This window comes from Pseudarthrobacter arbutini, assembly GCF_054510915.1.
Genome location: NZ_JBTNDQ010000006.1, coordinates 99,313 through 118,968, shown reverse-complemented (window position 1 = coordinate 118,968; position 19,656 = coordinate 99,313). Strand labels below are relative to the sequence as shown.

Below are 19,656 nucleotides of genomic sequence, written 5' to 3'. Positions count from 1 at the left end.
GCGTCGACGGCGGGGCGCTGCCTCAGGCGCGTTGCTGGAAGTGTGTGGGCGGAACCCCGCCCGGGAGCGTGCGCAGCATCCCTTCGGCGGCGTCGCGGATGGTCAGGTTCCGATGGCTCGATGCGAGCGTGAGCATCTGCAACGCCGCCTCGTAGGAGCACCCGTTCTGGCCCATGATCACACCGCAGGCGACGTTGACCGCGGTGCGGCTGGCCATGGCTGCGCGGAGATCCGCGGATTGGGCCAGGCCAGCCCGGACCTGCAGTGCCAGGACCAGGCTCGTGGCCGCCACGTCGGAGAACGCCAGCGCCTGGCTGGCGACAACCGGGGTGAACACGTTCTTTTCCGCCGAATACAACGTCAGTGCGGCCCGGTAGCCGCGTTCCAGCGGCAAGGGCACGGCGACAGCGGAGCGGAAGCCGGCTGACCTGAGACTGGCCGGGTACTCGTCCCAGCGCTTGTCCAGGCAGTGATCATTGAGAATGATGGTCAGGCGGCCGCCCAGTGCCCGCGAGGTGGGACCCCGTCCGGCGAGCTGGTCCCACCGGGATAGGCCGCCGGCGGCGTCGGTGGTTGCCGCTGTGAAGGGCGTCCCGTCCGGCCGCACGAGCGTCACCGTGCTCTCCACGGGGTAGCCGGCAATCTCGCTCACGGCGGACGCCGCAATCCGGGCCAGCGCGCACGCCGATGCCGCTTCCGAGTGTCCGCGGATATCCAGCAGGACCCCCGAGACACGCCAGTCCACCAGTTGATCGATCATCATGCCCCAGTCCCCCATGTGTCGGTACGCCCTCATCGTAAAAGGCCCTGCCGGGGTGGCACACGAGTAGTGAGTACTCGCTTTTTGCGGGCCCGCCGAAGATTTACGTTTCTTACGTTTCGTACGTTTTTATACTTCTATACAAAACAGGCGCTAGACTGTGACTATGGAAACTGAACCCAGCTCCGTCACTGTCGGAGCTCTGCGTGAGCATCTGCCCGACGTCGTCAATAGGGCGAACTACGGGCATGAGAGAGTCCAGATCACGCGCCACGGTAAGCCTGTGGCTTTCCTCATCGGCGTCGAGGACTTCGCACGCCTGGAGGAACTCGAAGACGCCGTGGATCTCGCCGAATTCCGGGCCGCCAAAGCCGACGACGATGGCCGTCGAGTGAGCCTGACTGAACTTCAGGCCGAACTCTAAACGTGGCCGGCTACGCGGTCGAATTCACCGCCGGAGCAGCCAAGGAAATCCGCAAACTGGAGACTGGTACGCGCAAGCGAATCCTGGCGTCTGTCGCGGGGCTGGCAAATGATCCGCGACCCGCTGGATGCAAGAAGCTTGCTGGCGAAGAGACCGCCTGGCGGGTCCGCATTGCTGACTATCGCGTTCTCTACGAAATCCATGACGACGTTCTGACCGTCCTCGTTGTGCGGGTCGCGCACCGACGCGAGGTCTACAAGAGGTGACGCCCGCCTGGCTGGCGCGGACAACCCTAAGCCAGTGCTACATGTCGAAGTACGTGCTGGCTTCCTCGCCGGAGACCTTCCGGACGATCTCGTCGGCCACGTCCCGGAGCTTCTGGTTCCGGTGGCTGGAAACCTTCATCAGGATGGACATCGCCTCGGTCTGGCTGCAGCGGTTCTGGGCCATGATGATGCCGCAGGCAAGGTTGATGGCAGTACGGCTCATCATCGCCGCGCTCAGGTCATCAGCGGCGCTCTCTGCGGTTCCCACCCTGACGGCCAGGCGGACGGCACTGCCGGCGACGTCGGCGAAACTGGCGGCCTCACTGATGGTCGCCTCGGTGAACACGCCAGTGGCCGGCGCGAAGAAGTTCAGGACCGCGGCCGCGTTTTCACCAAGTTCAAGGGGTACGCCCAGGACGCTGTGGATGCCCTCCTGGATCAGGCGTTCCTGGTAGGTGGGCCAGCGCGGGTCGGTGCGGACATCGGCCAGCAGGACGGGGGTCGTTGCCTTCAACGCTGCGAGGCAGGGCCCGTCGCCAACGGCCTGTTCGATGCGGTCCAGATGGACGGCGCGCTCGGTGCTCCCGCCCACCGTTGTGGTTTTCCTGGCGTGCTTAAGCGTGACCCCGCACTCCACCGTGGCGCCGGCCGAGCGGCTCAGGGCGGCCGCCGCGATGATCGAGAGCCCGCCCAGGAAGTCAGCCACCGATCCAGTGCCGATAATCAGGTCCTGCAGCTCAATGAGCAGCTCATGTTCGGGCGAATTGGTCATGCCCAAATCTAGGCCGAATAGAAGAGGGCCCACAAGCTATCCGGCAGCGCAGAACCTTCGGCCTATAACGGCGTCCTGGCCAGGAACACATCAATCCTTGTCGCCATCTCCTTGGACTGCGTCCAGTGCATGTAGTGCGGGCCGTCAGATCCCGCCACGCGGCCCTGCACGAAAACGGTAAACGATGCCCTCCGCCAGGAACCGGTGATGCCGGAACGGCCGGCCTCGGCTCCCGTCCGACTTCGACAAACGACTCGATCCGGTCCACCGCGAATCCGTCAGAACGGCGGTACGAGACATGCCCTAGCTCAGGACCTTGACGGCGTCTGCCCGGACCCGGCGATGGCCCGCCACAACCACGCCTGCAGTGAGGACGCCGGAGAGCAGGATGGGCAGCCACATGGCCACGGTCAGGAGCGCCGCGCCGGCCAGGGCGCCGAGCAGGATCAGCATTACGGCGAGCAGCCGCTTGGGCCAGTCCTGCCCCTTGCGGGCCGCGAAACGGGAGTCCGCGGCTAGTCCCGTCAGGGTGGATGTCACCACAACCGTGGTGACATCCACGACCTTGACGTGCCGTGCCGCGGCCGCCTGGATGCCCATGGCCAGCCCTAGGACGGAGGTGACGGCCTCGGCCATGTGCGGCAAGGCGTGTGTGCCGAAGAAGAACAGGGCGGTCGAGACGGCCAACAGCAGGAGACTGACCAGGCCCAGGGCCAAAGAGGTCGGCCCGGACCAGCCCTCGGACTTGCCCCGCAGCATACGCCCGGAAATCATAGCGCCGCCGAAGAAGAAGACCAGCGCCAGCGCGGGGCCGAGGACGGGCAGGTTGGTCGTGCCGGTCAGCGCCATCCCCAGAATGACCACGTTCCCCGTCATGTTTCCCGTGAAGACCCGGTCCAGGCCCAGATAGCCCACGGCGTCGATGACGCCCGTCGAAAAGGTCAGGATGAGCATGAGCCACAACTGAAGCCGCGCCTCGGGTACGCGGGCCGGCGCCCGCCGTAGACGGCTCGGGGCCGTATCCGTCACGGTCATGGTCAGCGCCCCACCGCGTAGCCCTGCATGCCGCGCGGGTTGGCGGCTGCGCGCACCATGCCCGTCGCTGGATCCCGCGAGACCGCGCACATTCGGCCGATCTCCCAGTCGCCCGCCTCACCGACCAGGTGCCCGCGCGCCCGCAGCTCGCGCACGACGTCCGCGCCGATCCGTCGCTCGATCACGACGACGCCGAGCTGATGCTCGTGCGGGAAGAAGGAGCTGGGGAAATGGGTGCTGTGGAACGACGGCGCATCAATGGCCTCCTGTAGATTCATCCCGGCGAGCAGGTGATTGAGCAGAAAATGCAGCTGCCACTGGTCCTGCTGGTCGCCGCCCGGGGTGCCGAAGGCGAGCACGGGCTCCCCGTCCTTCAGTACCAGGGTCGGCGAAAGCGTAGTGCGGGGGCGCTTGCCCGGCGCCAGGGTGTTGGGCAGGCCAGACTCGAGCCAGGCCATCTGCAGCCGGGTGCCCAGCGGGAAGCCGAGCTCCGGGATGACGGGGGAGGAGTGCAGCCAGCCGCCGCTGGGCATGGCCGAGACCATGTTGCCCCAGCGGTCGACGACGTCGACGTGCACCGTGTCCGAGCGGGCCTCCCCATTGGCCTGCGGGCCGGAGTCGAGCAGGGCCGCGACGGCGTTGGGTTCGCCGACGCCGCTGAGCCCGCTCGCGTCGAAGTCTCCCGTGACGCGCAGTTCCGGTAGGATCGCCTCGCGGCCGTCGGGGCTGCCGGGCCGGATTTCCATGGAGGCCGTGGCCCCAATGAGTTTCCGGCGCTCGGCCGTGTACTCGGGGGACAGAAGGGTATCCGAGGGCACGTCGGCGGCGTCGCCGTACCAGGCGTCCCGGTCCGCGAAGGCCAGTTTGGTGGCCTCCAGGATCGTGTGGATGCCGTCCGCCGTGCCCGGTTCGACGTCCATCCCGTCCAGCAGCGCGAGCTGCTGCAGGAAGACGGGACCCTGACTCCAGAAGCCCGTCTTGCAGACCGTGTGGCCCCGGAAGTCCAGGGTCACGGGCGCCTCGTAGTGCGGGCGCCAGGACGCCAGGTCCTCACGCGTCAGGAGCCCCGCGTGATCGGCGCCGCTCGAGTCCCGCCATGGTGTCTTGACGAACTCGGCGATGGCCTCGGCCACGAAGCCCTCCGTCCAGGCCCGAATCGCGGCGTCGAAGCCCTCCGCCCGGGTGCCGCCGTCGAGCAGTACGGTCTCTTCGGCGTCCATGAGGCGCCCGTAGGTGCGGGCCAGGGCCTTGTTGACGAGCAGCTGCCCCTCTACGGGAACCCGTCCGCCGGGCAAGTAAAGCTCGGCGGACGGCGTCCAGTGTTCGCGGAACAGCGGCGCCATTCGTTTGATGTACTCGACCACCTTGGCCGCGGCGGGGAAGCCGTTCTCGGCGTAGGACGCGGCCATCGACAGGACCTCGCGCAGGCTCAGGGTTCCGTGATCCCGCACAAAGATCATCCAGCCCAGGGTCGAACCGGGGATCGCCGCGGCCAGCGGCCCGGTGCCGGGCACCATATCCAGCCCCAGCTCCGCGAAGGCCTCCGGTGTCGCGGCGGCCGGGGCGGGGCCCTGGGCGCACAAGACGGTGGGCTTCTTATCGTCGGCCCGGGCGAAGATCAGCGGCAGGTCGCCGCCGGGGCCGTTCTGGTGGGGCTCGACGACCTGCAGCGTGAAGGCCGCCGCAGCCGCCGCGTCGAAGGCGTTTCCGCCGCGCTCCAGCACCCCCATGCCGACCTGGGATGCCAGCCAGTGCGTGGAGGAGACCATACCAAACGTCCCGGCAAGTTCGGGGCGGGTGGAGAAATTCATTGCAGCTGCCTTTCTAGGCTGTGCGTGCGGGAGTCGTAGGAGCCCCGGATCAGAGGTTGACGAGCTCGTTGAGGCCCAGGCCGATGAACATGACGAGGCCAAGCACCAGCGATGCATTCATGACGAAGCCGTTACGGTACTTCTTGTCGAGGCGCTTGGAGTTCATGAGCCAGAGCAGCCCGCCGATCATGACGGGCATGAGCAGTGCGCCCAGTGCGGCGTAGATCAGGACAAGCGTGACCGGCTTGTCCAGGAACAGCATGGCCAGGGGCGGCAGGCACATCCACAGGATGTAGGCGCGGAAGGGCACGGACCGGACGGCGTTCTCGTCCCGCTCCTTGTCGGTCTTGCGGTAGATGTTGAAGATGTCATTGAAGACGTTGGCCAGGGCGTTGTAGCCGCCGATGAGCGAGCTGAAGACGGCGGAGAACATGCCGATGAGCAGGAGCCACTTGGCGGGCTCGCCGAAGCGTTCGGCGAAGGGGTTGGCCAGGGCGTTGAGGTCGCTCAGTCCGCCGACCTCGGTGCCGCTGCCCTGCAGGAAGGCCGCGCCGACAATCATCATGGCGAACATGAAGATGAAGGTCATGCCGTAGCCGATGACGAGGTCAAGGCGCATCGTCTTGATCCAGCTGGGACCATTCCAGCCCCGGTCGCGGAGCCAGTAGCCGTAGGACAGCAGGCCGATCGACATCCCGACCCCGCCCATGACGCCCAGCACGTAGAAGGTTCCGTCCTGCGGGACGCGCGGTGTCAGGCCGCTCAGCAGGATGCTGAGGTCCGGCTTGGTCAGGATTGCGGCGCCCACGATGGAGATGAACATGACCGCGACGAAGAAGGACATGAGCTTCTCGAAGGAGCTGTACTTGCCGATCCACAGGATGCCCAGGCCGAGCAGGACAGCGACGATGGCGCCCAGTTTGATGTCTACCGCCGGGAACATCGCGTGCACCGTGAGTCCGAGCGCCCCGGCGATGGCCGCGCCGTAGAAGAAGCCCAGAATGATCGAGTAGATGCCGAAGTAGCCGGTGAAGATCTTGCTGAGCTGGTGAAAACCGCGCAGCGGGCTGATGCCGGTCGCCAGCGACCAGCGGCCGATGCACTCCGTCACGATGAACTTGATGAAGCAGCCGACGACGACGGCCCACGCCAGGGTTAGCCCGAAGCTGGCACCGGCGTTAAGGGAAGCGATGAGGTCTCCGGCGCCGACGCCGGCAGCTGCCACGATGAACCCTGGACCCGCGACGCCGGCAACCCGACGCCAGCGGGACATGCCGCCGACTTGCTCTGTCTGCTGCGTAAGTACCTTTTCCATTTCACTCCGTAGTTGTGATCAAGACCACCATTGGTCTATTGGTCCGACCAATATGCCACGGCTAGACTGTAATCGCAAACGAAACGGTAGATACGAGGTGCACGGTGGTCGACTGGTCCGGAGTGAGTCATGGCTGGGTTTCCATGGGCGGCAATCTCGCTGCCGAGCTGGAACTCATGATCGTCCGCGGCGAACTCCCGCGCGGCGAGAAGATTCCGGCCGAGCGCGTCCTGGCCGAGACACTCGGAGTCTCACGGACGACGCTACGCGAGGCGCTGCTGGAGCTGGAGCTTCGCGGTCTCGTGAGTCGCCGCCCGGGCCGAGGGACCATCGTGCTCGAATCCTCGACCCCCAAACAGGCGGAGGAGCTCTCCTCGGTATTCAGTGCGGCGCAGGAGGACTTCAACCAGATCATGGAGATGCGCTGCTCCATCGAACCCGGAGTCACGGCGCTCGCGGCGGCCAAGGCGACGCCGTCAGACCTGCGGAAGCTTGAGGCAATTCTGCGCACCGCAGAGCAGGAGACGAGCTCCGCAAAGCTGCTCGAGCTCGACGTCGAATTCCATGTCATGGTGGCTGACATCGCGCGCAACCCGCTGCTGTCCATGCTCATTCGCATCGTGAGCGACTGGGCTCGCTCTTCACGCCGGCTCGGATTCCAGGGCGCCAGCCGCAACGCCGCCTCGCTCTCGGGACACTGGGCCATCGTCGAGTCGCTCAAGGCAGGGAACGGCCCGGCCGCAGAGCAGGCCATGCGCGATCATATCGGTGGCATCCAGGAGCTCATCGCGCCGGTTGCCGAGCCGGGCCCGGCGGAAATACGGCCCGCACAGGCATGACGTAACTCCAAAGGTGCCAACGTGCTGCCCAGCCTCGCGGCTCATGCCTGTCCTGGCGGGCCGCCGCAGCCGGGCGGCCCACCAGGCGCCACGCTAGTCCCGCACCCGGATGATCTCCAGGGCGTCAGGATCCAGCAGCTTCCGCGCGCCGGTCCGCGCGTCCCGGATCCAGATCAGTTCCAGGGAATGTACGACGTCGGTCACCCGGCCTTTGTGGAATAACTTGCCGTTGTGCCACGCCTCGATGTGGTCGCCGGGTTGGATTCTTACCGTCTGCACCTTGTCAGTGATCATGTTGTGCCCCCTGCTGGTTGTCCCCGTATGCCCAGCATGCCCCGGCCAGGTTGCCGCAGTGTTTCTGCCGGGTAAAAGCCCGGGTTTCGACGAGCTCAACCACCGGAAGGTCCGGCGGTTTCGACAAGCTCAACCACCGGATGGTGGAATGCCTTCATGACCAATGACGAGATTCGGCCTGTCTACTTCCTTTCGGACAGCACCGGCATCACCGCGGAAACGCTTGGGAACACCTTGTTGACGCAGTTCCCCGCGAACAACTTTGACCGCATCACGGTCCCGTTCATTACCACCGCCGAACAGGCCAGGACCGTGGTGGGCACCATCGACAAACTGGTCGCCACCGGCCCGCGGCCCATCGTCTTTTCCACCGCCGTCAGCAGCGACATCAGACAGGCCATTGCAACGTGCCAAGGGATCATCGTGGATCTGATCGGGACGCATGTGGGACAGCTGGAGGAAGCCCTCGGCTCCCCGGCAAGCGCGGAACCCGGCAGGGCCCACGGCCTCGGCAACGCGGAGCGGTATCAGTCCCGGATGGCCGCCGTCGAGTACGCCATGGAACACGACGACGGCCAGAGCCTACGGGCGCTGGAAAAGGCGCAAGTCATCCTGGTGGCACCGTCCCGCTGCGGAAAAACGCCCACCACCATGTACCTGGCGCTCCAGCACGGCATCTTCGCCGCGAACTTCCCGCTGGTGGACGAGGATTTCCAGCGGGAAGGGCTGCCCAAGCCGCTGCGGCCTTTTGTTGAGAAGTGTTTCGGGCTGTCCTCCAACCCCCTGCGGCTGAGCCAGATCCGCACCGAGCGGCGCCGCGGCTCACCCTACGCGTCGCTGCGGCAGTGCGGCTTCGAACTGCGAAGCGCCGAGCAGTTGTACGTCTCCCACCGGATCCCTTACTTGAATTCGGCCACCGTGTCCGTGGAGGAAATGGCCGCCACCATCCTGCAGCGGATGAACCTCAAACATTAGGGAAAATTTTCACAAGCCCGGTGTGGCGCACATCATGTTGGAAAGAGTGGCCTAGACCTGTCACTGTAGACAGGATCCGCGCCCACCAACCGGCCACAGCCGCGAGCGGGCAGCGCCCCGGCATGCCATCATCCCTGCAAAGGAGCAGCAAATATGACAACAGACATCCTGTGGTTCTCAGAACTCGGACTCAAGGACCTGGACCGGGTAGGCGGCAAGAACGCCTCCCTCGGCGAGATGGTGCAGAACCTCACCTCCGCCGGCGTCCAGGTGCCTGACGGCTTTGCCACGACGGCGGACGCCTACCGCAGCTTCCTGGCTGATTCGGGCCTGGACCAGAAGATCGCGGACCGGCTGGTGGGCCTGGACACCGATGACGTGACGGCCCTGGCAGCAGCGGGCAAGGAGATCCGCGCGCTGATGCGCGAGACGCCCTTCCTGCCGGACTTCGAGGCGCAGATCCGTGACGCCTACCAGCAGCTGGTGGACAAGCACGAGGGCTCCGAGGACCTGTCCTGGGCCGTCCGTTCCAGCGCCACGGCGGAAGACCTCCCGGATGCCTCCTTCGCCGGGCAGCAGGAAACCTTCCTGAACGTCCGCGGCATCGAGAACATCCTGATCGCCATCAAGGACGTGTTCGCGTCCCTCTACAACGACCGGGCCATCGCCTACCGCGTGCACCACAAGTTTGAACACGCCGAGGTGGCACTCTCGGCGGGCATCCAGCGGATGGTGCGCTCCGACGTCGGGGCCTCCGGCGTGATGTTCACCATGGACACCGAGTCCGGGTTCCAGGACGCCGTGTTCGTCACGTCCTCCTACGGCCTCGGCGAAGCAGTGGTCCAGGGCGCCGTGAACCCCGATGAGTTCTACGTCTACAAACCCGCGCTGCAGGCCGGGCGGCCCGCCATCCTCAAGCGTGGACTGGGCGAAAAGGCCCTCCAGATGACCTACACCAACAGCCAGGAGATCGGCCGGACCATCGACTTCGTACCGGTGGAGGCCTCCTTGCGGAGCCGCTTCAGCCTCAGCGACGCCGACGTCGAGCAGCTCGCCCGGCACGCCGTCGCCATCGAGAACCACTACGGCCGTCCGATGGACATCGAATGGGGCAAGGACGGGACCGACGGCGGCCTGTACATCCTGCAGGCACGCCCGGAGACGGTGCAGTCCCGCCGTGCCGCCGGCAGCCTGAGCCGTTTCCGCCTCAACGCGACCGGCCGGGTCCTGGCCGAGGGCCGTGCGATCGGCCAGCGCATCGGTGCCGGCAGCGTCCGCATCCTCACATCGATCGACCAGATGGCCGCCTTCAAGACGGGCGACGTCCTCGTCGCGGACATGACCGACCCGGACTGGGAACCGATCATGAAGCGCGCCTCCGCCATCGTTACCAACCGCGGCGGACGTACGTGCCACGCGGCCATCATCGCCCGCGAACTGGGGATCCCCGCCGTCGTCGGCACCGGAAGTGCTACGGATTCCCTTACCGACGGCCTCGAGGTGACCGTCTCCTGCGCCGACGGCGAGACCGGGACCATCTACGAAGGGCTCCTGGACTTCAGCGTCGAGGAAACCGCCATCACCGAGCTGCCGGAGGCCCCGGTCAAGGTCATGATGAACGTCGGAACCCCGGAGCAGGCGTTCACTTTCGCCCAGCTGCCCAACCACGGCGTGGGCCTGGCCCGGCTGGAATTCATCATCAACCGCCAGATCGGCATCCACCCCAAGGCGCTCCTGAACCTGGACAGCCAGCCGGCGGACGTGGCCGCGGAAATCCGGGAACGGATTGCCGCGTACAGCAGCCCGCGCGACTACTACATCAAGCGCCTGGCCGAAGGGGTGTCCACCATCGCGGCGGCGTTCGCGCCGGAGCCGGTGATTGTGCGCATGTCCGACTTCAAGTCCAACGAGTACGCCAACCTCATCGGCGGACCGGCCTACGAGCCGCACGAAGAGAACCCGATGCTCGGCTTCCGCGGCGCCTCCCGGTACCTGGAGCCGTCCTTCCGGGACTGCTTCGACCTCGAGTGCGAGGCCCTGTCCTTCGTCCGCAACGAGATGGGGCTGACCAACGTCAAGCTGATGATCCCGTTCGTGCGGACCCTGGACGAGGCCCGCGGCGTCATCGAGCTGCTGGCGGAGAACGGCCTGGTCCGTGGCGAGAACGGCCTCGAAGTGATCATGATGTGCGAGATTCCGTCCAACGCGCTGCTCGCGGACGAATTCCTGGACTACTTCGACGGCTTCTCCATCGGCTCCAATGACATGACCCAGCTGGCCCTGGGCCTGGACCGGGATTCCGCGATTGTCTCGGGCGGCTTCGATGAGCGCGATCCTGCCGTCAAGAAGCTCCTGAGCATGGCCATCAAGGCCTGCAAGGCGCGCGGCAAGTATGTCGGCATCTGCGGCCAGGGTCCCAGCGACCACGCCGACTTCGCCGAGTGGCTGGTCCAGGAAGGCATCGATTCCGTCTCCCTGAACCCCGACACCGTTGTGGACACCTGGCTCCGGCTCGCCGGCACCCCGGTGATTGAGCCTGTCGAAATCGGCTAAACGCACGACGTCGGCACCCGGTTGGGTGCCGACGTCGTTCTGGCGCTACGCAGATTCCTTGTCGACGCCTATATATCGGTGGCGCCAAGGAATATGCGGGTCACGGTCGGGTTTGCGCGTCGAAAACCGCAGAACGCGTACGACGGCGGGGCACGCCGGCCGCTGCCAGCTTGCGTTCCAGCTTCCCGGGTTCCTTCAGATCGGCCCAATCCCACCTCACCACGTTGCACCCCGTGGCCCGGATTCGGTTCTCGCGCGTCTTTTCCTCCACCACCGCCTGCGACGCGGTCCGGCCCTTGAGGTACTCGGGTTTGAGGTACTTCTCCTCGCCATCGAATTCGCCAACAACCTTGGCCTGCTTCCAATAGAAGTCGGTGTAGCCCACCAGGCCGTCCCTGTCGTGGATGGCTTGCTGCAGGACCGGGGCTTCGAAGCCGGCCACGTGGATAAGGGCGCGGCTGTAGGACTCCCCTGCGGAACCGGACAAAGGGTCCGCGAAAGCCACGGCGGTCAGCACCCTTCGCCCGGCGGCCGCCGAGTAGTTGGTGCTGAGGCCCGCCACTAACTCGTTCTTGGTCACGGCAGGCAGCCGCAGGGCGCGGTCCGGTTTCAACACGTGGTCCAGCGGCGCTACCGTCTCCGTGAACGGCGCAAACGCCGCCAGGTCCAGGACAGTGCGGATGCGGCCGGTGACGAGCAGGCCCTCCCGCCGGACCACCATCAGACCCGCCGGCGCAGCAAAGTGGCGGCGGACTCCAGCACGTGACCGGCCGCCGTCGTTCTTCATGGTGAGGGCCTGGACCGGGTGGTTCAGGCCGATGGTGGGTATTCCCCACACGCTGGCGGCAGAGTGGCGGGCGAAGACCGTGGGTTTCTCGAACGTTTCCGCAGCTGCCTGGACGCGGAGGCGATACTGCTCCCACGGCTTCAGCCCCTTCCAGACCTGCCCGTCCGTGTAGACGCCGTGCCGGACGCGGACCAAGGAACCGGCCTTTACGCGCTTGGCAAGGTCATTCGGGGTCAACCCGTGAAGGGCGCGGTCGCGGGCCAAGAGAAGCGGTGGAAGATCCGTCATGTAGCGAAGATGCCAGCTGCGCGCCCTCGACGCGAGGGGTAGGTGCCGCTATGTGGAGAAGTCCTGGCGACGCGCTTGTGCGTTTCCGACCCGCACCTCCACGGGCGCACCCGGAATATGGACTGCGTAATGGAATATCCGGGTCGAAAACGAATTTGCGCGTCGCAGAACCGGGGAGGAACGCACGACGTCGGCACCCGGTTTGGGTGCCGACGTCGTTCTTTAACGTCAGCCCTGGTTGATGCGGATCATGTTGCCGGACGGGTCGCGGAAGGCGCAGTCGCGCGGGCCCCACGGCTGGACGATGGGTTCCTGGAGCACCTCGGCGCCTGACGCCCGGAGGGTTTCGAACGTGGCGTCGAGATCGTCCGTGTTGAACACGAGCATGGGCATAACGCCTTTGGTGAGGAGCTCCTGGATGGCGTCCCCGTCGGCCTGGGAGCGGCCGGCGTGGGGAGGGGAGAGGACGATCTCAAGGTCGGGCTGGGCGGCACTGCCGAGTGTGACCCAGCGCTGTCCGTCCGAGCCGACGTCGTTCCGGACTTCCAGGCCAAGGGCGTCGCGGTAGAAGGCGAGGGACTCATCGAGATCGTTGACGGTGACGTGTGCGTACTTCAATGAAATGTTCATGTCTCCCACGCTAGGGGAGCGGCTATGAAGAGGCTTCTTCAATCCTGCTCGGTTTGCGCGCGGGCCGGGTGTGCTGCCGGGCGATGCAGGTGGGCATCGCTTTCACGGCGTGGTGTTCGCGGGCCCGGTAGGCGCTGGGCGTTATGCCGACGATCTCAGTGAATCGCGAGCTGAACGATCCCAGGGACGTGGAGCCCACCTCCATGCACGCGTCGGTCACGCTGGCGCCGGCGCGCAGCAGCGCCATGGCGCGTTCGATCCGCCGGGTCATGAGGTAGTTGTAGGGCGTCTCACCGTAGGCGGCCTTGAACTGGCGGGAGAAGTGCGCCGCTGACATGAGGGCACCGGCGGCCATGGTGGGCACGTCCAGTGGCCGGGCGTACTCGCGGTCGATCAGGTCACGGGCCCGGCGCAAATGGGCCAGGTTGGCCAGCTCCTGCGGTGTCATGAGGCAAGTCTAGTAGCGCTCCACTCCCGGTGGTCGAGCGTGTCCGCCCGGTGATTGAGCTTGTCGAAATCCCGGCGACGCGGAAACGGCGTGGCGCTACGGAACCGGCCTGGCGACACCCGAATACCGTCAGCCACGGTTGAACTGTTCGTCGAGGAGCTTCTCCAGAACGGCCCGGCCGGCAGACTGGTAGGCGCGGTTCAGGGAGTCAGTGGAGACCAGAAGGTTGTTGCCGGACTTGAGGACGTCCACGCGGCCGTGGGCGACCATGTTTCTGAATAATTCTGTGTATGCGGAACACTTCCCGCCACGGCATCGTTGTGTCTATCGGTTCGTGGCACGATGCAGCGTGGCGCTACGCATATGCCGTGAAAATGCTCGGGCGGCCGTGCCAGATCGACAGCTGTGCATGGAGCATACTGAGGCATGACTGATCGCGACGACTTCCTAGCCTGGGTAAAGTCCGCGCTTTACGAAGCGGAACTAGCCCTTCACAACGGCGATTCGGCCCCGCGCCGGGCAATCTGGTCACGTAACGAACCCGTGAGCATCCTGGGTGCGTGGCGCAACGCCTATAGCCAGCATGAGCTGGACGGGCTCTTCGCCGACCTCGCGAAGAGTTTCTCCGACTGCACGTCGTACACGTTCGAACTGCAGGCGTATGACGTCTTGGATGACATGGCCTACACCGCCGGACTGGAGCACACCTCCGCCTCCGTCAACGGTCAGCCGCGAAGCTACACCTTGCGTGCCACGCAGGTGTACCGCCGAGAAGGCGGCGAATGGAAGGTGGCCCATCGGCATGCCGACACTGTTGTCGAGTGACCGTGCCAGGCGCGTCGCGTGAACCGGGTAGTTATCCGTTGTCGGGCGTCGAACCGCAGTTAGGTACGGACGGGACGCGGCCCTTTACGCCAGAAGCTGGAGAAATAGGGTACATTTTGTTTTCTTAATTCACCAACGCCCGGTGTACTCTTCCAAGGTTAGGCTTCCCTAAATCGCCGAAGACACCTATGGACCACACGCTATGAGCACCCAACTTGACCTTCAACGCCTGTCGTTTGCCTCGAACCTCGCGAGCAACGGTGACAGGACTGCCGTTGCCACCAGCAATGGTGTCCTGACGTATCGGGAACTGGCCGACCGTGTTGAGGAGCTGGGCCGGCGACTCGGTGCCGAACGACGTCTGGTGGCACTGACGGCAAGTAACGATGTGGAATCCCTGGTGGGGTACCTGGCGGCCATGGCCGCCGGTCATCCCCTGATCCTCCTGCCCGCGGACAAGCCTGCCGCCCTGGAGTCCCTGGTCGCGGCCTATGACCCGGACGTTATCCTGAGTTCCGCGAACGGCCGGACAGTCCTGGAAGAACGACGGCCTGGCACCGGACACACTCTGCACCCGGACCTGGCCCTTCTGCTGAGCACCTCAGGTTCCACCGGTTCACCCAAGCTTGTGCGGCTGTCCTATGAAAACCTCCAGGCGAACGCAGAGTCCATCGCGGAATACCTCGGCATCACGGAGTATGACCGGGCAATGACCACGCTGCCCATGTCCTACTGCTATGGACTGTCAGTTATCAACAGCCACCTGCTGCGCGGTGCCAGCCTGGTCCTGACGGATCTGTCCGTGGTGGACCCCTGTTTCTGGGATCTGTTCCGCAGCGAGGGTGCCACATCGTTCGCAGCCGTTCCCTACACCTTCGAGTTGCTCGAGCGGGTGGGGTTCACGGCGATGAATCTGCCCACGCTCAGGTATGTGACCCAGGCTGGCGGCAGGCTCGGCCCTGACCTGGTCAGGCGCTACGCCGGACTGGGCGCAAGGAGCGGCTGGGATCTCTATGTGATGTACGGCCAGACGGAGGCCACCGCACGCATGGCCTACCTCCCTCCGCGGCTGGCGGGTACGGCGCCCGGGGCCATCGGAATTCCTGTCCCCGGCGGCGCCTTCCGGATAGACCCGGTCCCTGGACTGGAGCATGGGGAGCTGGTCTATTCCGGACCCAACGTGATGCTGGGTTACGCACAGACGCCGGAGGACCTCGGCCTCGGGCGGACGGTGGATGAACTCCGCACCGGAGACCTGGCACGCCAGAACGCAGACGGACTGTACGAGGTAGTGGGACGGCGCAGCCGGTTCGTCAAGATCGTCGGCCTCCGCGTCGACCTTGGACAGGTGGAACGGATCCTTGCCGACCTAGGTATTCAGGCCGCGAGCGCCGGCACGGACCAGGGACTCGTCGTCGCCGTCGAGGGTGAACACGACCCAGCGCTGCTGGGCAAGCTCCTCGCCCAGGGCATAGGCCTGCCACGCGCTGCCCTGGAAGTCCATGCCGTCCGGGAGCTTCCGCGCCTGGCGTCCGGCAAGCTGGACTACCCGGCCGTCCTGGCCCTCGCCAACCAGGGCGGTCACACAGGTCAAGACGCGCCTTCCAGCGCGAACTCCGGAGCTAAGCCGCAGGACAGTGTGGTGCGGATTTTTCAAGACACACTGGAGCTGGAAGACATTTCCGACGACGACACCTTCGTTTCGCTCGGCGGGGACTCGCTTTCGTATGTGGCAGCGTCGGTGCGGCTTGAGCAGGCGTTGGGGCATCTGCCCCCGGACTGGCACATCACCCCGGTGGGGGTGCTGGGGGCCCGCCGTGAACAGCCGCGGAAGCGCCGCCTGTTCGCCCGGCTTGAAACCAGCATCGTGCTGCGGGCGGTCTCCATTTTCCTGATCGTCAGCACCCACATCGGATTCCTGCATTGGCAGGGTGCCGCCCACGTGCTCATGGCTGTGGCGGGGTTCAACTTCGCCCGCTTCCAGCTGTCCGGGGAACGTGTGCCGCGGCTGCGGAAACAAGCCGCCAGCCTGGCCAGGGTCATCATCCCCAGCATGGCCTTCATCGGCTTCGCCTACCTGATCACCGACAGATACAGCCCGGCGAATATCGTCCTCCTCCACGCCATTATCGGGCCCGAAGAGGTGACCACCCGGTCGCATTTCTGGTTCATCGAGGTGCTCGTCTACCTGCTGGTCAGCATGACGGCCCTGCTCGCCCTGCCCTGGGTCAGCCGGGCCGAAAAGCGCTTCCCGTTCCTCTTTCCGCTGGTGCTGCTCGCCGCCGGGCTGCTCACCCGCTATGAGCTTTTTGAGCCGGGAATTCCGCACACACCACCCATATTCTGGCTTTTCGCGCTGGGATGGGCGGTTGCCCGGGCCCGCCATATCCTTCAGCGAGGCGCCGTCAGTGTCGTTGCCGCTTTGACCATCCCGGGGTTCTTCGACAACCCCGCCCGTGAACTGACTGTCCTGGCCGGGATACTCCTGCTCCTGTGGCTGCCCAGCATTCCCGTCCCGGCCGGACTCCGGCGCCTCACCGTTCAGCTGGCCAGCGCGTCCCTGCACATCTATCTGGTGCATTGGCTGGTCTACCCGCTGCTGGTTGAGCTCAGCCCCGCGCTCGCCGTGGTGGCCTCACTGGCCGCAGGCTCCGCGTACTGGGCGCTCTGCAGCTATGCGCCAACGGTCATCGGCCGCGCTAAAACGCGGTTGTCTAGCACGTTGAGACCCCGGTGAGTCGGGGAGGAACGCCCGACGGCGGCCGTCGCCCCACCCCGCCAGACTTATATCGCCCCGATATACTTGACCCATGACCAGCGAGATCGCCGAGAAGAGGATTCGTGCCGGGCTTAGCCAGAAGCGGCTAGCGGAACTCTCGCATGTCAGCCAGCCAAATCTCTCGGCATATGAATCCGGGAAGCGCATCCCCCGCCCCGAAACCCTTGACAGGATCATGAAAGCATTGAGGCGCCGGCCATCGGAGATCCTCGCTGAACACCGCGGCGAGACGCTCGCGATCGCCCACAGGTACAAAGCACATAACGTCCGCGTTTTCGGATCGTTGGCAAGAGGCGAGGACAAACCGGAATCCGACGTCGATCTTCTGGTTGACCTCGAACCGGGCGCCACGCTTTTCGATCTGTCCGGCTTCCGCCTGGACATGATTGACCTGCTCGGCGTGGAAGTGGACATCGTCCCATCGGGTTCAGGGGGCCCGATCATGGAGCGCATCCTCAGTGAAGCAGTCCCCCCTGTGAGCGGGCACCCCGAGGATGTCTCCGTGGGCGGTCAGTTCGTGCCCCGTGAGCAGAAGGATCCGACCTTCTCCCTCGCTACGGCCCCGAAGGGCAGGGTCCTCCAGCTGATAGGAGACATGGAGGAGCGGCTGGGTTGGGCGCAGCAGATCGTGGATGAAGGTGAGCCTGCCTTCAACGATCCGGGAAATTGGCGGTCGCGCGAGGCAATGAAGTCCATCCTCATTGACCTGAACACTGCCGCGGATCGGATCCCCGAGCCGGTACGTGAGCAGTATCCCGCAATACCTTGGCGTCAGATGCGCGGACTCCGGAATGTGCTCTCTCACGACTACGCGGCCATTCGCAACGACACCGTGTGGCAAACGGCGGCCCGCAGTCTGCCGGAGCTCAGGGCCCAGCTTGCCCACATGCGTGCCGACGTCGAACGCTGGCCCTAGGCCGGCATCCATCCCGGCAATCGGCTACCTCAGCCAGCGAAGGGCCGGCGCCGCTGTCAGTGCCGACCATGGCCGGGCCAGGCCCCAGGTGTCGCCTGCCCGTGAAGCCGCCAAGGCAATCATTGCGGCCGCATATATGACGTGTTCGTCGATGACGGGATTGCTCTTCAGCGGCAGAGCTGACAGCCACATCAGGGCCATGAGTGCTGTTCCGCCCACCGCGGCGGCACGAAGCGCTATGCCAAGGATGAGGGCTGACCCGATGCACAGGAGCCCAACCATGAAGGCCCAGTCAACAACCGGCGCCCCCGCAAGAGCCTGGAACGCGCCTGCCAATGAGCCTTTCGCGCTGGCCAGATATCCGGCGGTGGGCGAACCGCCGGCGATCCAGGCTTTCTCTGGAGGCGTGGCGAATCCGAGGCCAAACATCTTATCCAGGAAGGCCCACAGGAAAACTGAACCCAACAGGATCCGGAGTACAGCCCACGGGCGCGCCGCAGGTGTTCGGCTTGCCTCCGGACGCGTCGCCTTTCCGGCAGCGGGTGGACCCGACGATTCTCGTTCGACAACCGTGTCTTGTGCTACCTGCATTTGCATCTCCTTGCTCCGGGCGTAGGTCTAGCGCCGAGTGGAGTATTGCTCACTTTGATGAACTGCTCCTTAAGTGCACAGACCGAAATAGCGGCGGGCTCTCCAATAAAGCCACCGTCAGTCCCGGGGCACTCCGGGTTTTGGTGTCCTGGCCGCGACACGGAAGCAGCGTGGCGCTACGCACATGACCTGTCGCTACCGGAATACCGGTAGCGAGAGGGCGTGTGCGCGTCATAGGGTCTTTCGCGCGTCGAGTTCCGCAGAACGCGCACGACGGCGGGGCACGCCGGCCGCTGCCAGCTTGCCTTCCAGCTTCCCCGGCTCCTTCAGATCGGCCCAGACCCACCTCACCACGTTGAATCCGGCCGTAGTTACCTAGGCCTAGGCGTTGTCCCGCCCGAACCCTCCCTCTCTGTCCTGCGGGAATATGTGCGTCGTCAGCGATGCGTCGGCCACGGTGGTCCACGCTGATTGAGCCGGTCGAAATCCGAGACCCGGCCCCGGTTATTGAGCATGTCCGCCCCCTGTGGTCGAGCTTGTCGAGACCCGGTCCCGGCCCGAAACCCAAGTAATTTAGCCGCCCGTTTCGATGAAAGACGAGTACTGGCCAGTGTTGTCGCGGCGGATTCCCGCATGACAGCCTGAGGCAATCGGTCTCCATAGGTCTAACTATCAGAGTCCGCAGATGAGAAATCTGTGAAGCACTCTGTCTGGCGCTGCCAGCTCTGGTTTCACTAATTTGGGGGCACTAATGGAAACACGCGCTGGCTCATCCGTGCGGACTCCGGCAGGGACGGCCACAAGGATCGTCCCGGCGGCGGCCCTTGCCTTCTCGGCTGCCCTCGCAGGGGCGGCGGCGCCACCTGCCACCGCCGCGGATACCCTGTCCACTCTCGTGGTGTCTTCAGGTTCGCTTGGCTTCAGTTCAGCTCCCGCGTCAGTCTCGTTCGATCTGGACGACCCGGGCGCCGCCGTCGCCATGGCCCTCCAAGGCATCACGGTGAACGACAACCGCGCCGGCACCGCGGGCTGGAGCGCCTCACTTGCCCTCACCGACTTCACAGGTAGTGCGACCGGAGCGGCCCTTTCCTCCACCGGCGCCACGTACACCCCGACGGCGGCCACGACGACAGGCACCGTAACCGTGACGGCATCCACGGCAACCGATCCGACCACGCCCAGGATTGTTCAGACCGCCACGGGTGTCTCCGGCAACAACACGGCAACCTGGAACGCAATCCTGACCGTTCCGGTGCCAAACGATGCCGTGGTGGACACCTACACTGCAACGCTGACCTACTCCATCTCTTAACCAACCAGACAGTCCCGCCGCTGCACTTTCGTGTGT

Annotated in this window: 20 protein-coding genes; 9 read left to right on the top strand and 11 right to left on the bottom strand. The window is 65.2% G+C overall.

The genetic code is table 11. The features are described 5' to 3' along the window. Nucleotides 1-22 precede the first annotated feature (22 nt). On the bottom strand, nucleotides 23-763 hold the full coding sequence (locus ACX80V_RS08680) for a GAF and ANTAR domain-containing protein (RefSeq protein WP_485842811.1): 741 nt from the start codon (nucleotides 761-763) through the stop codon (nucleotides 23-25). Nucleotides 764-926: 163 nt separating this feature from the next. Between ACX80V_RS08680 and ACX80V_RS08675 the strand changes: the two genes are divergently transcribed. Continuing rightward, entirely contained in the window at nucleotides 927-1,184 is a 258-nt protein-coding gene (locus tag ACX80V_RS08675; protein WP_058932986.1) for a type II toxin-antitoxin system Phd/YefM family antitoxin, read from the top strand. A gap of 2 nt (nucleotides 1,185-1,186) precedes the next feature. Next, nucleotides 1,187-1,450: a type II toxin-antitoxin system RelE family toxin gene (locus ACX80V_RS08670; protein WP_252574598.1), complete on the top strand. Its 264-nt coding sequence runs from the start codon at nucleotides 1,187-1,189 to the stop codon at nucleotides 1,448-1,450. Between the two features lie 37 nt (nucleotides 1,451-1,487). Here the strand turns inward: ACX80V_RS08670 and ACX80V_RS08665 are convergent, their stop codons facing one another. The 4 genes from ACX80V_RS08665 to ACX80V_RS08650 all read right to left on the bottom strand — a co-directional run bounded on the left by ACX80V_RS08665 (nucleotide 1,488) and on the right by ACX80V_RS08650 (nucleotide 6,383). Beyond that, nucleotides 1,488-2,222, bottom strand: coding sequence for a GAF and ANTAR domain-containing protein (locus tag ACX80V_RS08665; protein ID WP_485842810.1), 735 nt, complete (start codon nucleotides 2,220-2,222; stop codon nucleotides 1,488-1,490). 303 nt (nucleotides 2,223-2,525) lie between these two features. Next, nucleotides 2,526-3,257, bottom strand: coding sequence for a YoaK family protein (locus ACX80V_RS08660; RefSeq protein ID WP_485842809.1), 732 nt, complete (start codon nucleotides 3,255-3,257; stop codon nucleotides 2,526-2,528). 2 nt (nucleotides 3,258-3,259) lie between these two features. Further along, nucleotides 3,260-5,068: a gamma-glutamyltransferase family protein gene (locus tag ACX80V_RS08655; RefSeq protein WP_485842808.1), complete on the bottom strand. Its 1,809-nt coding sequence runs from the start codon at nucleotides 5,066-5,068 to the stop codon at nucleotides 3,260-3,262. A gap of 49 nt (nucleotides 5,069-5,117) precedes the next feature. Continuing rightward, on the bottom strand, nucleotides 5,118-6,383 hold the full coding sequence (locus ACX80V_RS08650; protein WP_485842807.1) for an Nramp family divalent metal transporter: 1,266 nt from the start codon (nucleotides 6,381-6,383) through the stop codon (nucleotides 5,118-5,120). A 143-nt stretch (nucleotides 6,384-6,526) separates the two neighbouring features. Between ACX80V_RS08650 and ACX80V_RS08645 the strand changes: the two genes are divergently transcribed. Next, on the top strand, nucleotides 6,527-7,222 hold the full coding sequence (locus ACX80V_RS08645) for a FadR/GntR family transcriptional regulator (protein ID WP_485842806.1): 696 nt from the start codon (nucleotides 6,527-6,529) through the stop codon (nucleotides 7,220-7,222). A gap of 93 nt (nucleotides 7,223-7,315) precedes the next feature. On the opposite strand, the gene ACX80V_RS08640 is transcribed toward ACX80V_RS08645, so the two are convergent. Further along, complete coding sequence (locus ACX80V_RS08640) at nucleotides 7,316-7,516, bottom strand: hypothetical protein (protein ID WP_485842805.1); 201 nt, start codon at nucleotides 7,514-7,516, stop codon at nucleotides 7,316-7,318. 156 nt (nucleotides 7,517-7,672) lie between these two features. Here ACX80V_RS08640 and ACX80V_RS08635 point away from each other — a divergent pair, with 156 nt between their 5' ends. Next, on the top strand, nucleotides 7,673-8,491 hold the full coding sequence (locus tag ACX80V_RS08635) for a pyruvate, water dikinase regulatory protein (protein WP_252598632.1): 819 nt from the start codon (nucleotides 7,673-7,675) through the stop codon (nucleotides 8,489-8,491). A 153-nt stretch (nucleotides 8,492-8,644) separates the two neighbouring features. Then, nucleotides 8,645-11,044 carry a phosphoenolpyruvate synthase gene (ppsA, locus tag ACX80V_RS08630; RefSeq protein ID WP_485842804.1) on the top strand — a complete coding sequence of 800 codons (2,400 nt, stop codon included), beginning with the start codon at nucleotides 8,645-8,647 and terminating at the stop codon, nucleotides 11,042-11,044. A 100-nt stretch (nucleotides 11,045-11,144) separates the two neighbouring features. Here ppsA and ACX80V_RS08625 read toward each other — a convergent pair whose 3' ends face one another. From ACX80V_RS08625 to ACX80V_RS08610, 4 genes are all read right to left on the bottom strand, one after another. After that, nucleotides 11,145-12,119, bottom strand: a complete 975-nt coding sequence (locus ACX80V_RS08625) for a hypothetical protein (RefSeq protein ID WP_485842803.1) — start codon at nucleotides 12,117-12,119, stop codon at nucleotides 11,145-11,147. 228 nt (nucleotides 12,120-12,347) lie between these two features. After that, the gene (locus ACX80V_RS08620; protein WP_141141424.1) at nucleotides 12,348-12,749 is read right to left on the bottom strand and encodes a VOC family protein; all 402 of its coding nucleotides are present in this window, start codon (nucleotides 12,747-12,749) and stop codon (nucleotides 12,348-12,350) included. 22 nt (nucleotides 12,750-12,771) lie between these two features. Beyond that, nucleotides 12,772-13,197 (bottom strand): helix-turn-helix transcriptional regulator, encoded by a 426-nt coding sequence (locus tag ACX80V_RS08615; RefSeq protein WP_485842802.1) that lies wholly within the window; start codon nucleotides 13,195-13,197, stop codon nucleotides 12,772-12,774. Nucleotides 13,198-13,326: 129 nt separating this feature from the next. Continuing rightward, nucleotides 13,327-13,467, bottom strand: a complete 141-nt coding sequence (locus ACX80V_RS08610) for a hypothetical protein (protein WP_485842801.1) — start codon at nucleotides 13,465-13,467, stop codon at nucleotides 13,327-13,329. A gap of 156 nt (nucleotides 13,468-13,623) precedes the next feature. Between ACX80V_RS08610 and ACX80V_RS08605 the strand changes: the two genes are divergently transcribed. From ACX80V_RS08605 to ACX80V_RS08595, 3 genes are all read left to right on the top strand, one after another. Beyond that, nucleotides 13,624-14,022 carry a nuclear transport factor 2 family protein gene (locus ACX80V_RS08605; protein WP_485842800.1) on the top strand — a complete coding sequence of 133 codons (399 nt, stop codon included), beginning with the start codon at nucleotides 13,624-13,626 and terminating at the stop codon, nucleotides 14,020-14,022. Nucleotides 14,023-14,224: 202 nt separating this feature from the next. Continuing rightward, nucleotides 14,225-16,759: an AMP-binding protein gene (locus tag ACX80V_RS08600; RefSeq protein ID WP_485842799.1), complete on the top strand. Its 2,535-nt coding sequence runs from the start codon at nucleotides 14,225-14,227 to the stop codon at nucleotides 16,757-16,759. 73 nt (nucleotides 16,760-16,832) lie between these two features. After that, entirely contained in the window at nucleotides 16,833-17,717 is an 885-nt protein-coding gene (locus ACX80V_RS08595) for a HepT-like ribonuclease domain-containing protein (RefSeq protein ID WP_485842798.1), read from the top strand. 24 nt (nucleotides 17,718-17,741) lie between these two features. Here the strand turns inward: ACX80V_RS08595 and ACX80V_RS08590 are convergent, their stop codons facing one another. Further along, nucleotides 17,742-18,308 (bottom strand): hypothetical protein, encoded by a 567-nt coding sequence (locus ACX80V_RS08590; RefSeq protein WP_485842797.1) that lies wholly within the window; start codon nucleotides 18,306-18,308, stop codon nucleotides 17,742-17,744. A 751-nt stretch (nucleotides 18,309-19,059) separates the two neighbouring features. Between ACX80V_RS08590 and ACX80V_RS08585 the strand changes: the two genes are divergently transcribed. Then, nucleotides 19,060-19,620, top strand: coding sequence for a WxL domain-containing protein (locus ACX80V_RS08585; protein ID WP_485842796.1), 561 nt, complete (start codon nucleotides 19,060-19,062; stop codon nucleotides 19,618-19,620). Nucleotides 19,621-19,656 lie beyond the last annotated feature (36 nt).

Coding starts and splice junctions, on each gene's coding strand:
- ACX80V_RS08620 (WP_141141424.1), bottom strand. CDS start 12,749: ATGAACATTTCATTGAAGTACGCACACGTCACCGTCAACGATCTCGAT.
- ACX80V_RS08665 (WP_485842810.1), bottom strand. CDS start 2,222: ATGACCAATTCGCCCGAACATGAGCTGCTCATTGAGCTGCAGGACCTG.
- ACX80V_RS08595 (WP_485842798.1), top strand. CDS start 16,833: ATGACCAGCGAGATCGCCGAGAAGAGGATTCGTGCCGGGCTTAGCCAG.
- ACX80V_RS08640 (WP_485842805.1), bottom strand. CDS start 7,516: ATGATCACTGACAAGGTGCAGACGGTAAGAATCCAACCCGGCGACCAC.
- ppsA (WP_485842804.1), top strand. CDS start 8,645: ATGACAACAGACATCCTGTGGTTCTCAGAACTCGGACTCAAGGACCTG.
- ACX80V_RS08660 (WP_485842809.1), bottom strand. CDS start 3,257: ATGACCGTGACGGATACGGCCCCGAGCCGTCTACGGCGGGCGCCGGCC.
- ACX80V_RS08675 (WP_058932986.1), top strand. CDS start 927: ATGGAAACTGAACCCAGCTCCGTCACTGTCGGAGCTCTGCGTGAGCAT.
- ACX80V_RS08590 (WP_485842797.1), bottom strand. CDS start 18,308: ATGCAGGTAGCACAAGACACGGTTGTCGAACGAGAATCGTCGGGTCCA.
- ACX80V_RS08680 (WP_485842811.1), bottom strand. CDS start 763: ATGATGATCGATCAACTGGTGGACTGGCGTGTCTCGGGGGTCCTGCTG.
- ACX80V_RS08615 (WP_485842802.1), bottom strand. CDS start 13,197: ATGACACCGCAGGAGCTGGCCAACCTGGCCCATTTGCGCCGGGCCCGT.
- ACX80V_RS08655 (WP_485842808.1), bottom strand. CDS start 5,068: ATGAATTTCTCCACCCGCCCCGAACTTGCCGGGACGTTTGGTATGGTC.
- ACX80V_RS08600 (WP_485842799.1), top strand. CDS start 14,225: ATGAGCACCCAACTTGACCTTCAACGCCTGTCGTTTGCCTCGAACCTC.
- ACX80V_RS08610 (WP_485842801.1), bottom strand. CDS start 13,467: ATGGTCGCCCACGGCCGCGTGGACGTCCTCAAGTCCGGCAACAACCTT.
- ACX80V_RS08605 (WP_485842800.1), top strand. CDS start 13,624: ATGACTGATCGCGACGACTTCCTAGCCTGGGTAAAGTCCGCGCTTTAC.
- ACX80V_RS08650 (WP_485842807.1), bottom strand. CDS start 6,383: ATGGAAAAGGTACTTACGCAGCAGACAGAGCAAGTCGGCGGCATGTCC.
- ACX80V_RS08635 (WP_252598632.1), top strand. CDS start 7,673: ATGACCAATGACGAGATTCGGCCTGTCTACTTCCTTTCGGACAGCACC.
- ACX80V_RS08625 (WP_485842803.1), bottom strand. CDS start 12,119: ATGACGGATCTTCCACCGCTTCTCTTGGCCCGCGACCGCGCCCTTCAC.
- ACX80V_RS08645 (WP_485842806.1), top strand. CDS start 6,527: ATGGGCGGCAATCTCGCTGCCGAGCTGGAACTCATGATCGTCCGCGGC.
- ACX80V_RS08585 (WP_485842796.1), top strand. CDS start 19,060: ATGGAAACACGCGCTGGCTCATCCGTGCGGACTCCGGCAGGGACGGCC.